The sequence below is a fragment of the Agrobacterium sp. D14 genome (assembly GCF_001526505.1).
GTDB lineage: Bacteria > Pseudomonadota > Alphaproteobacteria > Rhizobiales > Rhizobiaceae > Agrobacterium > Agrobacterium leguminum.
In genome coordinates this window covers 1-14,360 of sequence record NZ_ASXX01000004.1, presented here as the reverse complement: position 1 = coordinate 14,360, position 14,360 = coordinate 1, and the positions used below count along the sequence as shown (strand labels likewise).

Genomic DNA, 14,360 nt, shown 5'->3' with positions numbered 1-14,360 from the left:
TCGGCCGCGGCCGTCAGATCGAACTCTTTTCTCATCGTCCCGAAAAACTGGCCGCTCCGGCGTCTGGAAGAATGGGACGCGATCCGCGACGAGATCGGCGATGCGCTGGGCGGCGAGGGGAGCGACCGCAGGCTGACGATCGTGTTCACGACGGATGAGGAGTGGGCGGTTTGAGTGGGGCGGGCTAAACAAAATATCTTGCTCGGCACGATCAGGCCAACAGTATTTTGGTCTAAATCTATTTCTTTCTTCGATTTAGTGCCGTTTGGGCACGTCGCTGTTTTCTATTCCCCTTTAAGCTCTTATTACTCGTTTGTCGAACGTCGGGAAATTCTACCCCACGATAGCGAGTTTCCTTCATTTCTCTCATTATCCCGAGCGCGGCACAGTCTTCACGGTTTTGCCTTCTATCGTCGTTGGTCCATTCGATCTGGGTGGCATAGATGATGTCTTCCGACGTGTCCTTACCCTGCCCCGGCGGCTCCATGGCGATGCCGATGATCTGTCGCATGTGAGGATGTTTTATCAGCAACGCCTGAGCATAGGTCTGTAAATAGAATGTCCGCATCTCGCGATATTTCTGGTAACCGCCGCGACTATCCATCCAATGAAGATATTTGAGGGTGAGGAAGAAAAAACCCGTTTCATTGCGTGCGGAATCCGATGGGGCGAGCATCGCGCGGAAAAATACCTGTTTATTTCGACCAATCGCAAGAGCTCCAAGAATAGCCTCGCTATGCCCGCGTCGCAGGAAACGGTTTTGGAGCGCCATGTGCCGGACTGCCATCTCACTGTTTGTCAGCGAGTATGTATGCCCCGGTAGGACAATGGTCGTTCCGCCCAGAAGATGGTCGGTAAACGTTTCGATCAAGCGGTCCCAGGCATATGAGACCTCGTCGGCTTGTTTCTTGGCGCGGTATTGCGGATTGGAAATGTAGCGTGCCCAGTCGCCTGGACCGATGACAATGGAGTTTATGTCGTCCCAAGTATAACCGTCTGGGGGCGCAAAATCATGTTCGCCCAGAGCGTTTATCCTAGTTGCGTAGTAGGCGAGGAGGTCTTCCTCGCCATGGGCCTTCTCAAGCCTTCCCGAGCGTATAAACGCGGCTCGTTTATCGAGGTATTCCGTGAAGTCTGAAATGGTGTCGAGTTCGTTCATGACAATGTCGAGTGAGACCTCATCGAAGACGTGGACGAAATCTCCCGCTGGATCAATGTCACCGATTGCGAATGGCATGTATTCTGCCGCCTCGGGGGTACAGTGGTCCTGCCCCTTTAGGTCTGGCTTAATCACGAAGGTGCCGAGGCCGCCTTCAAAGAATCTACGACCTGCTTCCTTTGCGCCCCGAGCGACAATAATTCGATGGACCCGGTGCCGGTGCGTAGGAGGAAAGCCGAGTGGGAAAGGTACTTCACATAGTTTATCGAGAAATATTCGATCAGGAAATTCGTTAATCCACCGCTCAGCCCCCTTAAGCTGTGTGGCGGCGTCAAATATCGATCGGCGACACCAGCGTGGCCAAGCGACTTCCACAGGCTTGTCGGTCCAGGTTATCTCTTTCTCCGAAAAAATCAGGATGTGAGGATCGCAGACGACTAGAAGGTCGCAAATTTCTTTACCGTCTCCAGCGCCGCCGAGCTTCTGAGACCGATATGGGTTGGGATACGACCACAGGTTCAGAAAGGTGCGGTCTGCCAGTTTGGCCAAATATTTCTCGGATGCTGTTGATCCCTCCGACCGTATGATGGGAGGTCGCAGCTGTTCAAATTTATCCCCGGCAATATTGGAATTTTCCGCCATAATTATATGAATAATAAATGAGTCGTGTTTAAGTGGAAGCCATTTTTAAAAAGTATCGTCTACACGAATACTTATACTGCAAAGCGGAAGAGCCGCTTAAACTCTTTCTGCTTTGCAACGTCCAACTGGTAGCTCTAGCGAGGCTAAGGGATAGTAACTCTTGACGCCTACGCGTCCATCTCCTATCCCTTAAATTACGTGAACGTAAAAGTAATAAGCTAATCATCAGGTTGTCTGACAATTGACTGGCGTGCGACATGTTTTGCCGCTATAGAAGCTCGACAAAGGCGTCCGGCTTTGCGAAGACAGGCGCTGGTGGATGCGGTGTCGCGGATGGCTTTTTTTGACTGGCGCGGGCGATGCGCCGGGAATGCCGGAAAGCGGATATAACAACAGCCGGATGGGACCGGCGATGCGGAGAGGATGAGATGACGGAAGCGATGGAACTGCCCGAACGCGAAGCGATGGAATTCGACGTTGTGATCGTTGGCGCGGGTCCCGCGGGCCTTGCCGCCGCGATCCGGCTGAAGCAGGTGGAGCCGGAGCTTTCGGTCGTCGTTCTCGAAAAGGGTGCCGAAGTCGGCGCGCATATTCTCTCCGGCGCGGTGGTCGATCCGATCGGCATCGACCGGCTGCTGCCGGGCTGGCGCGAAGAGGAGGGGCATCCCTTCAAGACCGAGGTCAAGGACGACCAGTTCATGTTCTTAGGCCCGGCCGGCTCCATCCGCCTGCCGAATTTCATGATGCCGCCGCTGATGAACAATCACGGCAATTACATCGTCTCGCTTGGGCTGGTCTGTCGCTGGCTGGCGGAAAAGGCGGAAGGGCTCGGCGTCGAGATCTATCCGGGCTTTGCCGCAACCGAAGTGCTCTATGACGACGAGGGCGCCGTCATCGGTGTCGCCACCGGCGATATGGGCATCGAGAAGAATGGCGAGCCGGGCCCGAACTTCACCCGCGGCATGGAGCTGCATGGCAAATATGTGCTGATCGGCGAGGGCGTGCGCGGTTCGCTCGCCAAGCAGCTGATTTCCAAATTCGATTTGTCCCGGGATCGCGAGCCGCAGAAATTCGGCATCGGCATCAAGGAACTCTGGCAGGTCAAGCCGGAGAAGCACAAACAGGGTCTTGTGCAGCATTCCTTCGGCTGGCCGCTCGGCTTCAAGACCGGCGGCGGTTCCTTCCTCTATCATCTCGAGGATAACCTCGTCGCCGTCGGCTTTGTGGTGCACCTCAACTACAAGAACCCCTATCTTTATCCCTTCGAGGAATTCCAGCGCTTCAAGACGCATCCGGCCATCCGCGAGACCTTCGAGGGCGGCAAGCGCATTTCCTATGGTGCGCGCGCCATCACCGAAGGCGGCTATCAGTCGGTGCCGAAGCTCACCTTCCCCGGCGGCGCGCTGATCGGCTGTTCCGCCGGTTTCGTTAATGTGCCGCGTATCAAGGGCAGCCATAATGCGGTGCTGTCGGGCATGCTGGCGGCGGAAAAGATCGCCGTGGCGATTTCCGCCGGCCGCGCCCATGACGAGGTGGCGGAGATCGAGGCGGAATGGCGCGACGGCGATATCGGCAAGGATCTGAAGCGGGTCAGGAACGTTAAGCCGCTGTGGTCGAAGTTCGGCACGCTCATCGGTGTCGGTCTCGGCGGTCTCGACATGTGGACGAACCAGCTCTTCGGCTTCTCCTTCTTCGGCACGCTGAAGCACGGCAAGACGGATGCCGAGAGCCTTGAGCCGGCCGCAAAGCATAAGCCGATCGCCTATCCGAAACCGGATGGCGTGTTGACCTTCGACCGGCTCTCGTCGGTGTTTTTGTCGTCCACCAACCATGAGGAAGACCAGCCGGTGCATCTTCAGGTGAAGGACATGGCGCTGCAAAAACTGTCTGAGCACGACGTCTTTGCCGGCCCTTCGACGCGTTATTGTCCGGCCGGCGTTTACGAATGGGTGGAGAAGGACGGCGAAGAAGTCTACGTCATCAACGCCCAGAACTGCGTGCACTGCAAGACCTGCGACATCAAGGACCCCAACCAGAACATCAACTGGGTGCCGCCGCAGGGTGGCGAGGGGCCGGTTTACGCCAATATGTGATGGCGATTACGGGCGGAGCCTTCTTTTCCGTCATGCTCGGGCCTTGTCCCGAGTATCTGCAACGGATTGATTTTACGATACGTGGATAGATCCTCGGGACAGGCCCGAGGATGATGCCGAGCGTGGGAAGATCGCTCGCAATCACTCTCAGCCATTGTGTCATGCGGCCGAGAGTGACGGCATTTGCGGAACGGGCAGACCTCTGATCGAAGGACGCATTTCCCACGATGCAGACGCCCGTGACTGGATGCCGGATCAAGTCCGGCATGGCGGAAGAGCAGTGTCCACAGCCCGTCTCCCCGTCAGTATTTGTGGATTGCTCTTCGATTTCTTACATATAGGATGTTGGGGTGTTGCATGGTCGCGTGGCCCGTGGATTGTGGTTCAGCGATGCGGTAACGCCTTGAATGTGCATATGGTCCTAAGTGCCGTCGCCCGACGACAGGGAGTGAAGGAATGTCCGGCTTTCAAAGGCTGAATATCGTGCGGAAGACAGGGTTCGTTGCCGGTGTGGCGACGCTTGCGATGATTGCCGTTTCTTTCAGCGGCGGTCCGCTGGTGGCCGCAAGCTGCCGTACCGACGCCATGGCCGGCATCGACTGGCGCGAATGCAACAAGCGTCTGCTGATGCTGGGCGGCAGCAATCTCGATTCGGCAATGCTTTACGGCACGGATTTCACCTATACCGACCTGCGCGGTTCGTCGCTGAAGGGCGCTAATCTCGAGAAGGCCAAGCTCATCCGCACGGCTCTTGGCGAGGCGAACCTGCAGGGCGCCAATCTGACCAAGGTGGAAGCCTATCGCAGCGATTTTTCCGCCGCCGACGCCACCAACGCCAAATTCGTCAATGCTGAAATGCAGCGGACAAAATTCGAAAACACCAAGCTGGACGGAACGGATTTTACCAAAGCCGAACTCGGCCGCGCCGATTTCGAGGGCGCGACGCTGAACGGCTCGAAATTCTCGCTGACCAATCTGTCACGCGCCCGTTTCGGCGGCGCCAAGCTCGGCGGCCCGGTGGATTTCACCAGCGCATTCCTGCTTCTGACGAGGATCGAAGGACTCGATCTTTCCATGGCCACCGGCCTTGATCAGAAGCAGATCGACATTGCCTGCGGTGATGCCAAGACCAAATTGCCGAACGGCCTCACCGCGCCGGCCTCCTGGCCGTGCCCGGAAGATCCGGACGACGATTGACAGGAATAGCCGTGCGGTCTTGCGCTCGGCCCAAACATCTCCATAAGCGGAAGAGAAGCGTCCGCGCTGCGGACGCCTCACCTTCGATCAGAAGCCCGAAAGCACGATCTTGCCCTTGGCCTTGTTGCTCTCGATCAGCGCATGCGCCTTGATGAGATTTGCGGCATTGATGGTGCCGAAAACCTCCGTCAGCGTCGTCTTGATCTTGCCGGCATCGACAAGCCCGGCCACATGGTTCAGCAGTCTGTGCTGTTCGATCATGTCAGGCGTCTGGAAGACGGCGCGGGCGAACATCATTTCCCAATGGATCGATACGCATTTGCGCTTGAAGGCCATGACGTCGAAACCGCCGGCCGGATCGTCGATCAGCGCGAAACGGCCTTGCGGCGCGATGGTCGCCACGCTGTCGGCGGCATGAATGTCGCTATGGGTGGTGGAGAAGACAAAGCCCGGCGCACCGAGCCCGAGCGCTTCCACCTGCGGGGCTATCGGCTTGCTGTGATCGATGACGTGATGCGCGCCGAGTTCCTTCACCCACGCAATCGTCTCGGGCCGTGAAGCGGTGGCAATGACGGTGAGGTCGGTCAGCGCCCGCAGAAGCTGGACGGCGATGGAGCCGACGCCGCCCGCGCCGCCGATGACCAGAATGGCGTTGGCCGCGCCCGGAACCGGCTCCTTCACCCGCAGCCGGTCGAACAGCGTCTCGTAAGCGGTGATGGCGGTCAGCGGCAGTGCGGCGGCCTCCTCGAAATTCAGGGACTTCGGCTTTGCGCCGACGATGCGTTCATCGACCAGATGGAACTCGCTGTTGGAGCCGGGGCGGTTGATGACACCGGCGTAAAACACCTCGTCGCCCGGTTTGAACAGCGAGACCTTGTCGCCGACGGCCTTCACCACGCCCGCCGCATCGAAGCCGAGCACGCGGGGTTCGCCGTTTTCCGGCGACTGGTTGCGGCGCACCTTGGTATCGACGGGGTTCACCGAAACGGCCTTCACTTCCACCAGAATATCGTGCCCCTTCGCTTCCGGCTGGGGCAGGTCGATATCGACGAGGGCGTCTTTCGCGGTGATGGGCTGGCTGGTCCTGTAACCGATGGCGCGCATGAACAGTCTCCTTTGCTTGTTTGCGTGCCTCTTACTTGATACATATGAACATCGATCGCAAGAATGCACATTTTGTGATGATACATACAAAAAGGATACTGTGATGTCGCGACCGCGCGCCAAGCTCACCGGCAACTTTCCCGGCTGCCCGGTGGAATCGGCCTTAAGTTTCCTCGATGGCAAATGGAAGGGCGTGATCCTCTATCACCTCATCAACGAGGGCACGCTGCGCTTTAACGAGCTGCGCCGCCATATTCCCAGCGTCACCCAGCGCATGCTCACCAAGCAGCTGCGCGAGCTGGAAGAGGCCGGCCTGATTTCCCGCACCGTTTTCCCGGTGGTGCCGCCGCGCGTGGATTATGCGCTGACGCCGCTCGGCGAGACGATGATACCGGTGATTTCGGCGCTGAAAAGCTGGGGCGACGCCCATGTCGTGTGCAAGAACGGCGCGAAATATACCCGCCTTCCCGAGGCGAAGGAAAAGGCTGCCTAAAAAATCACGGGTAAAAGCACACCCCTTCGCGCGCCTTTTTCATGGTGCGATGCAACATGTATTTGCCCCGATTGATACATAATGCTGCGATCTCGATTCGCAGCAGGGACATCAGGACACATGAGCATCGGTTGGTTGGAGGCCGCATTTCTCGGCTTTTTGCAAGGGCTTACGGAATTTCTTCCGATTTCTTCAAGCGCGCATCTGAGGATCGCCGGGGAGTTCCTGCCCTCCGGCGCGGATCCGGGAGCCGCCTTCACCGCGATTACGCAGATTGGCACCGAAGCGGCCGTGCTGGTCTATTTCTGGTCGGATATCATGCGCATTGCCATCGCCTGGCTCCGGCAGAATCTTCGCCTCGGCGAGTATAACAAGGCCGATGCCCGGCTCGGCTGGCTCATCATCATCGGTTCCGTGCCGATCGTATTTCTTGGTCTGTTCTTCAAGGATGCCATCGAGCACTCGCTGCGCAACCTTTACATCACCGCCGTAATGCTGATCGTCTTCGGCATCGTTCTCGGCGTTGCCGATAAAATCGGTGAGAAGCGCTACAAACTGAACCAGCTTATCTGGCGCGATGGCATCCTGTTCGGTTTCGCGCAGGCCATGGCGCTCATCCCCGGCGTCTCGCGCTCGGGCGGCACCATCAGCGCCGGCCTGCTTTTAGGCTATACCCGCGAGGCGGCAGCGCGTTATTCCTTCCTGCTCGCCGTTCCCGCTGTCTTCGGCTCCGGTTTCTACCAGCTCTTCAAGAGCATCGGCGAGGACAATCCGGTCGGCTGGGGCCCGACCGGGCTCGCAACCCTGATCGCCTTCGTGGTCGGCTATGCGGTGATCGTCGTCTTCCTCAAGCTCGTCTCCACCAAGAGCTACATGCCCTTCGTCTGGTACCGCGTGGTCATTGGCGTCATTCTTTTGGGGCTGCTGGGAACGGGCGTGATCAACGCGGGTGGGTGATTAGGGCTTTGTCGATTGAAACGGCGCTTTTGGCAAAGTTGCATCATCCGCACTCCGTCACCCCGGACTTGATCCGGGGTCCAGCGCGATCAAGTCTTTGATCGCAATAGACTCTTTTCACGGTGCAGACGCGCCGTGGCTGGATGCCGGATCAAGTCCGGCATGACGGAGGAGAGATTATTCTGTGCCCTAAAAAGTTGAAGGCCCGCTCTTCGGAGCGGGCCTTTCGTTTTTTACAGCAACGTACCGCTGAGGATCACCAGCGCCACCGAGAAGTAGATGATGAGCCCGCTGACATCCACCAGCGTCGCGACGAAGGGGGCAGAGGCGCTGGCGGGATCGAGCCGCAGGCGCTGCAGCACGAAGGGCAGCATGGAACCGGCGAGCGAACCGAAGGTGACGATGCCGACGAGGGCCGCGAAAACGGTGGCGCCGACCAGCAGCCAGTGCTCGCCGTAGTCGTAGAAACCGGCCTGCTGCCAGAGGCTCAGACGCAGGAAGCCGATGGCGCCCAGAATGCAGCCGAGCGTCAGGCCCGTCGGGATTTCCCGCAGCAGCACCCGCCACCAGTCGGAAAGCTTCAGCTCGCCAAGCGCCAGCGCCCGGATGATGAGCGAGGTGGCCTGCGAACCGGAGTTGCCGCCCGACGACATGATGAGCGGAATGAACAGCGTCAGCACCACGGCCTTTTCCAGCTCGCCCTCGAAATGCTGCATGGCGCTTGCCGTCAGCATTTCACCGAGGAAGAGTGCTGCAAGCCAGCCGGCGCGCTTGCGGATCATGTCCGGAAAGCCGATCGTCATATAGGGCTTGCCCAGCGCTTCCATACCGCCGAACTTGTGGGCGTCTTCCGTCGTATCGGCGATCATGGTGTCGATCACGTCATCGACGGTGACGATGCCGAGAATATGCGAGCGGTCATCGACGACGGGCAGCGCCAGAAGGTCGTGCTTGCGGATCAGCCGGGCGACATCCTCCTGCGACATCAGGGGGCTGGCGCAGACGATGCCTTCCTTCGATGCGACGGAGAGGATGGAGGCGCCGGCTTCGCCGGTCAGCAGGCGGCGCAGCGTCACGACGGTGGAAAGCGTTCCGTCCTGCGCCAGCACATAGATGGCATAGACCGTTTCACGCGACCGCTCGACGACGCGGATGTGCGAAAGGGTCTGTTCCACCGTCCAATTGTCCGGCACGCTGACGAATTCCGTGGTCATGATCGAGCCGGCGGTACGCGGCGGATAACCCATCAGATGCTGGATGGAGAGCGCCGTCGTGCGGTCCAGCCGGGAAAACAGCTTTGCGCGCGGCTCTTCGGCCATTTCCGCCATGACGTCGGCCACGCGGTCGTCGGACATCAGGTTGACGAGGCGGGCGGCCTGTTCGACCGGAATATCGGCGATGATGGCGGCGGCGCCATGCAATTCGGGCCGGTCGAGAATGGCGACGGCTTTTGCCTGCGGCATGGCGAGGAGGGCGGTTACGGCTTCGCTGACATCGAGCGTGTTGAGGTGCTCGACGCGTTCGGCGATGGTGGTGGAGCCGGCATTTCCGCTACGAAGAAGACGTGCGGCCTTGCTGGCCCTCTGGGAGAGGTTGTGGAAGTTCATGATTGCTCACCTTTCCGTCGATTCGCCGATCTCGGCGAACGCGGTGGTGAGCCGACAGCGGTCGGATCAGTTCACGTTCGCCGGTCTCGGCAAAGGCAATCGACTGCTACTGTCGCTAGACATCCAATGATGCTCCGTTGAAATCCGCGCCGTGCCGGTCGGCATGCGCGTAAGGCCGTGTTGCGCCTGAAACCGAAAAGAGTCAAGCACCCGATCATGAAATTTCCGCAAGGTTCTGCACCGCGGCGAGGGGCGGCGGTGCAGGCTGCAAAGAAGGCGGCTTCAAGCCGCCTTTTCGCGCCGTTCGACGGTGACGGAAACGAGGAAAACGCCAAGCCCGAGAAGGGAAAGAACCGCGCCAACATAACCGGTGGAGGCGTAACCGAAACCCATGGCGATGACGAGGCCGCCGAGCCAGGCGCCGAGCGCATTGGCGATGTTGAAGGCGGAATGGTTGGAGGCGGCGGCCAGCGTCTGCGCATCCTGCGCCACATCCATCAGCCGCGTCTGCACGGCCGGACAGGCGGCGAAACCGCAGCCGATCAGGAAGACGCAGAGGCAGAGCATGAAAGGATTGTCCGCCGTCATGCCGAACACGGTCATGACAAGCACGTTGAAGGCCAGCATGCCGCCAATCGTGCCGTTGAGCGAGATATCGGCCAGCCGCGAGCCGACCACATTGCCGACATTCATGCCGATGCCGAACAGCGCCAGCACCATGGAGACGGTGGAAACCGGCATCATCGCCACATCGGTCGTGGTCTTGGCGATATAGCTGAAGACCGAGAACATGCCGCCGAAGCCGACAGCGGCGATGGCGAGCGTCAGCCACACCTGCACGCGGCGGAAAGCGCCGAGTTCGCGCCATACGCTGGCGCCTTCCTCCACCCTGTCACGCGGCTGGAAGAACCAGAGCAGAGCCACTGTCAGAAGCGCGATGCCGCCGACCAGCATGAAGGCCGCGCGCCAGGAAAGCAGCTGACCGAAGAAGGTGGCGAGGGGCGTGCCGAGCAGGGTGGCGATGGTGAGGCCGAGCATGACGCGGCCAACGGCGCGGGCGCGCTTGTGGATCGGCGCCATGGAGGCCGCCACCAGCGCCGCAACCCCGAAATAGGCCCCATGCGGCAGGCCGGTGATGAAGCGCAGCACGGTAAAGCTCAGGAAATCGGGTGCGACGGCGCTCAAGATATTACCGGCCGCAAAAAGCCCCATCAGGCCGAGAAGCAATGTGCGGCGCGTCATGCGCGCGGCGAGAACCGCGATGATCGGCGCGCCGATGACGACGCCGAGCGCATAGGCCGTGATGACATAACCCGCCTGCGGAACGGTCACGCCATAGGTGGTGGCGACGTCGGGAAGCAGGCCCATGATGGCGAATTCGCCGGTGCCGATGCCGAAGCCGCCGGCGGCAAGCGCCAGTTCGATGAGCGCGATGGCAAGCGGGGAGAGGGCCACGGCAGGGGCGGCCGTGTAAACGGTTTCATTCTCCGCGCCAGGGCGGGCTTGCGAAATATTCGAATGGCTCATCGTGACCTGAAAAGCGGGAAGGGCCCACAGAAAAAAGGGCAAGACCGTATGGGAGCGGTCTGCCCTGACTGGAGATGCGCGGTCATGAAAATGACCTTAAGTGATCCCTAACATGAAATGATGCGTTGCGGTAGAGCGATTCTCGGCAAAAGAGCATCTTCACGCGATGGTGTTCGGAACCCTATATAGGGTCAGGCATTTACGCGCGGCTGCCTCACTGGATCGGGTTGGAAACATGAAGCTCATTGCAATTTTCAATCGTGACGGCGGCACGTTTCGCACCACCGACATGGAGGCCTATTGCGACCATGCCCGCGAGGTCTTCACCAGCGCCGGCCACGCCATCGACTGCCGTCTGGTCTCGGGAAAGGATATCGTCGAGGAAATGGAGCGCGCCGCCGATGAGCCGGGCATTGAAGGCATCATTGCCGGCGGCGGTGACGGCACGATTTCCGCAGCCGCCGCCATCGCCTGGAAACACGGCATCGCGCTCGGCATCGTTCCGGCCGGCACCATGAACCTCTTCGCCCGCTCGCTGAAGCTGCCGCTCGATATTCGCCAGGCGCTGGAAACGTTGGCGAATGGCGAGATTGCCAGTGTCGACATTGCCAGCGCCAATGGCCGCCTCTTCGTTCACCAGTTTTCCGCGGGCCTGCATTCGCGCATGGTGCGCTATCGCAACAATCTCGCTTTTGCCTCCCGGCTCGGCAAGATCAAGGCGAGCATCCGCGCGGCCATCAGCGTCATCCTCAATCCGCCGGTCTTCGAGGTGGAATATACCGTCAACGGCAAAACGCAGCACCGCAAGGTCTCGGCCATTTCCGTCTCCAACAATGAATTCGGCCAGAGCGCATTGATGGTCGCGGACAATGTCTCGGGCGGCCATCTCGGCTTTTATCTCGCAGATCCGTTGCGTCCTTCAGGTGTCGCGAAACTCGCTTTCGACATTCTGCGCGGCAGGCTGAAAGAAAACGCCGCCGTGACCGCCATGACGGTGACGGATGTGGAACTGCATTTTCCGAAGAAACGCCATGACCTGCGCTGCGTCATCGATGGCGAATTGCTGCCCATGGAGCGGGATGTGGCGCTGGAGGTTCACGCCGGCGAATTGAAGGTGCTGGTGGGTCGGTCGTTTTTCGCATAGCGAAACTGACTGCGAATTGGCGGTTGCCGCTTGTTTCTTCTCCCCGAGGGGGAGAAGTCCGCGGCAGCGGGATGAGGGGGCAAGCGTCGAGATATTCGGAGAGCTAGCCCCCTCATCCGACCCTTCGGGCCACCTTCACCCCGTCGGGGAGAAGAAACCCGGCCGCCTCCGTTCGTCCAAGCCGCCCCCTAAAAAACGCCAGCCTTGCCAAATCGGAGCCGCCCGGCCATGTTCGGCAGGCGCGGTGGCGTGAGCGCTGTCGCCTTTATGGGAGTGCGATCTGTCATGAATGAAGTCTCCAAGCCGATGTCCAATCTCGCCGCCATCGATGCCGCCCATCACCTCCACCCCTTTTCCGACATGGGCAAGCTGAACGCCGCCGGCACCCGCATCATTGAGCGCGCGGAAGGGGTGTTCATCTATGACAGCACCGGCAAGAAATATCTCGACGCCTTTGCCGGCCTCTGGTGCGTGAATATCGGTTACGGACGCCGGGAGATTGCCGATGTCGTGCAGCGCCAGATGAACGAACTGCCCTATTACAACGCGTTTTTCGGCACCACCACGCCGCCCGCGACGCTTCTGGCGCAGAAGATCGCCTCGCGCGCCGGGCCGAAGATGAACCATGTCTTCTTCACCAATTCCGGTTCGGAAGCCACCGACACCTGGTTCCGCATGGCGCGCGTTTACTGGAAGGCGCTCGGCCATCCGACGAAGACCAGGGTAATCGCAAGACGCAACGGCTATCACGGCTCGACGGTGGCGGGCGCTTCGCTCGGCGGCATGAAATGGATGCATGAGCAGGGCAACCTGCCGATCGAGGGCGTGGCCCATATTGGCCAACCCTATTGGTATGCCGAGGGCGGCGATCTTTCGCAGGCCGAATTCGGCCTGAAGGTGGCGCGTGAACTGGAAGCGAAGATCGATGAACTCGGCGAGGAAAATGTCGCCGCTTTCGTGGCCGAACCCATTCAGGGCGCCGGCGGTGTCATCGTGCCGCCGGAAACCTACTGGCCGGAAATCGCCCGCATCTGCAAGGCGCGCAACATCCTGCTCGTCTCCGATGAGGTGATCTGCGGTTTCGGCCGTCTCGGCTCCTGGTTCGGTTATCAGCATTTCGGCGTGGAGCCGGACCTCGCGCCCGTCGCCAAGGGCCTGTCTTCCGGTTACCTGCCGATTGGCGGCGTCATCGTCTCGGATCGGGTGGCGGAGGTGATGTTGTCCAAGGTCGGTGACTTCAACCACGGCTTCACCTATTCCGGCCATCCCGTCTGCGCCGCCGCCGCCCTGGAAAACCTCCGCATCATCGAGGAGGAGGGGCTGGTGGAGCGGGTGCGCGACGATATCGGCCCTTATTTCTCCGAAGGCTGGAAAAGCCTGACGGATCACGAACTGGTCGGCGAGGCGGTGAATGTCGGCTTGATGGGCGGCCTGCAGATAACGGCCGACAAGGCGACGCGCCGGCGTTTCGCCAAGCCGGACGACATCGGAACCGCCGTGCGCAACCATTGCCTGGCAAACGGCCTTGTGATGCGCGCCACCGGCGACCGCATGCTGGCCTCACCGGCGCTGACGATCAGCCGCTCGGAAGTGGATGAGATCATAGAAACGCTGCGCAAGGGGCTCGACCACCTGCGCGATACGCGGGAGCATTTCCTGTAAAACTGCGTAGCGGTTTTACGTCCGGAAAATGCGACGAAAAACTCTTAGGGAGGACTAACATGGCAGGACAGGAACATCGTTACGCCGTTCAGGTGAAATGGACGGGCAATCGCGGCAAGGGGACTTCGGGTTATCGCGACTATGAACGCGACTACACGATTTCCACTTCGGGAAAGGCTGACATCGCCGGCTCCTCCGACCCCGCCTTCCGCGGCGATCCCTCCCGCTGGAACCCGGAAGACCTGCTGGTCGCCTCTCTCTCGGCCTGCCACAAGCTGTGGTACCTGCATTTCTGCTCGGTCAATGGCATCATCGTCGAAGACTATGTTGATAATGCCGAAGGCACGCTGGTGATGGAAAAGGACGGCGCCGGGCAATTCAGCGAAGTGGTGCTGAAACCGGTCATCACCATTTCGAAAGGCGATCCGGCCAGAGCAGATGAGCTGCACCATGATGCGCACGAGAAGTGCTTCATCGCACGCTCGGTGAATTTCCCCATCCGCGTTGACGGGACGGTGAAGGTGGTTTGAGGCGGATGTGGCGCGCGATCCGCGCGAGCGGACCGCGGCGGGCGACTTCGCAAAGAGCATCTCCAGTAAAAATGCGTAGCGGTCTTACTGGAGGTGCGTAAAAATAAAGAGATGGAGCGCTTCCAAAGATCTCGTTTTTGCCTGAAGCACTATAGGCTCAGGCATAATCGTTGCTGTCCGCTAAATGCGCTATTTTGCTATGGTCGTCTGTTTTCTCCCCGTCATTCCGGCCTTGAGCCGGAATC

11 protein-coding genes and 1 pseudogene are annotated in these 14,360 nt (G+C 59.7%); 8 read left to right on the top strand and 4 right to left on the bottom strand.

All coding sequences use genetic code 11. The annotated features are described in order from the left end of the window. A pseudogene (locus L901_RS27595) lies at window positions 1–174 on the top strand (cation transporter); the annotation flags it as partial. Between the two features lie 64 nt (window positions 175–238). Here the strand turns inward: L901_RS27595 and L901_RS04075 are convergent. Further along, window positions 239–1,708, bottom strand: a complete 1,470-nt coding sequence (locus L901_RS04075) for a hypothetical protein (protein WP_059753746.1) — start codon at window positions 1,706–1,708, stop codon at window positions 239–241. A gap of 521 nt (window positions 1,709–2,229) precedes the next feature. On the opposite strand from L901_RS04075, the gene L901_RS04070 reads away from it, so the two are divergent. Together L901_RS04070 and L901_RS04065 are read left to right on the top strand one after the other, a co-directional pair. Continuing rightward, on the top strand, window positions 2,230–3,894 hold the full coding sequence (locus L901_RS04070) for an electron transfer flavoprotein-ubiquinone oxidoreductase (RefSeq protein ID WP_059753744.1): 1,665 nt from the start codon (window positions 2,230–2,232) through the stop codon (window positions 3,892–3,894). A gap of 456 nt (window positions 3,895–4,350) precedes the next feature. Next, window positions 4,351–5,091 carry a pentapeptide repeat-containing protein gene (locus L901_RS04065; protein ID WP_059753741.1) on the top strand — a complete coding sequence of 247 codons (741 nt, stop codon included), beginning with the start codon at window positions 4,351–4,353 and terminating at the stop codon, window positions 5,089–5,091. Window positions 5,092–5,178: 87 nt separating this feature from the next. Here the strand turns inward: L901_RS04065 and L901_RS04060 are convergent, their stop codons facing one another. Then, entirely contained in the window at window positions 5,179–6,195 is a 1,017-nt protein-coding gene (locus L901_RS04060; protein WP_020808664.1) for a zinc-binding alcohol dehydrogenase family protein, read from the bottom strand. A gap of 103 nt (window positions 6,196–6,298) precedes the next feature. Here L901_RS04060 and L901_RS04055 point away from each other — a divergent pair, with 103 nt between their 5' ends. Beyond that, window positions 6,299–6,688 (top strand): helix-turn-helix domain-containing protein, encoded by a 390-nt coding sequence (locus tag L901_RS04055; RefSeq protein ID WP_059753738.1) that lies wholly within the window; start codon window positions 6,299–6,301, stop codon window positions 6,686–6,688. Window positions 6,689–6,808: 120 nt separating this feature from the next. Beyond that, the gene (locus L901_RS04050; protein ID WP_059753735.1) at window positions 6,809–7,645 is read left to right on the top strand and encodes an undecaprenyl-diphosphate phosphatase; all 837 of its coding nucleotides are present in this window, start codon (window positions 6,809–6,811) and stop codon (window positions 7,643–7,645) included. Window positions 7,646–7,878: 233 nt separating this feature from the next. Here L901_RS04050 and mgtE read toward each other — a convergent pair whose 3' ends face one another. Together mgtE and L901_RS04040 are read right to left on the bottom strand one after the other, a co-directional pair. Next, window positions 7,879–9,252, bottom strand: a complete 1,374-nt coding sequence (gene mgtE / locus L901_RS04045; RefSeq protein WP_059753733.1) for a magnesium transporter — start codon at window positions 9,250–9,252, stop codon at window positions 7,879–7,881. Window positions 9,253–9,534: 282 nt separating this feature from the next. Then, the gene (locus tag L901_RS04040) at window positions 9,535–10,779 is read right to left on the bottom strand and encodes an MFS transporter (protein WP_059753748.1); all 1,245 of its coding nucleotides are present in this window, start codon (window positions 10,777–10,779) and stop codon (window positions 9,535–9,537) included. A gap of 235 nt (window positions 10,780–11,014) precedes the next feature. Between L901_RS04040 and L901_RS04035 the strand changes: the two genes are divergently transcribed. The 3 genes from L901_RS04035 to L901_RS04025 all read left to right on the top strand — a co-directional run bounded on the left by L901_RS04035 (window position 11,015) and on the right by L901_RS04025 (window position 14,115). After that, window positions 11,015–11,923, top strand: a complete 909-nt coding sequence (locus L901_RS04035; RefSeq protein WP_059753730.1) for a diacylglycerol kinase family protein — start codon at window positions 11,015–11,017, stop codon at window positions 11,921–11,923. A 285-nt stretch (window positions 11,924–12,208) separates the two neighbouring features. Continuing rightward, window positions 12,209–13,585, top strand: coding sequence for an aspartate aminotransferase family protein (locus L901_RS04030; protein ID WP_059753727.1), 1,377 nt, complete (start codon window positions 12,209–12,211; stop codon window positions 13,583–13,585). Window positions 13,586–13,644: 59 nt separating this feature from the next. Beyond that, window positions 13,645–14,115: an OsmC family protein gene (locus tag L901_RS04025; RefSeq protein WP_059753724.1), complete on the top strand. Its 471-nt coding sequence runs from the start codon at window positions 13,645–13,647 to the stop codon at window positions 14,113–14,115. Window positions 14,116–14,360: the final 245 nt, after the last annotated feature.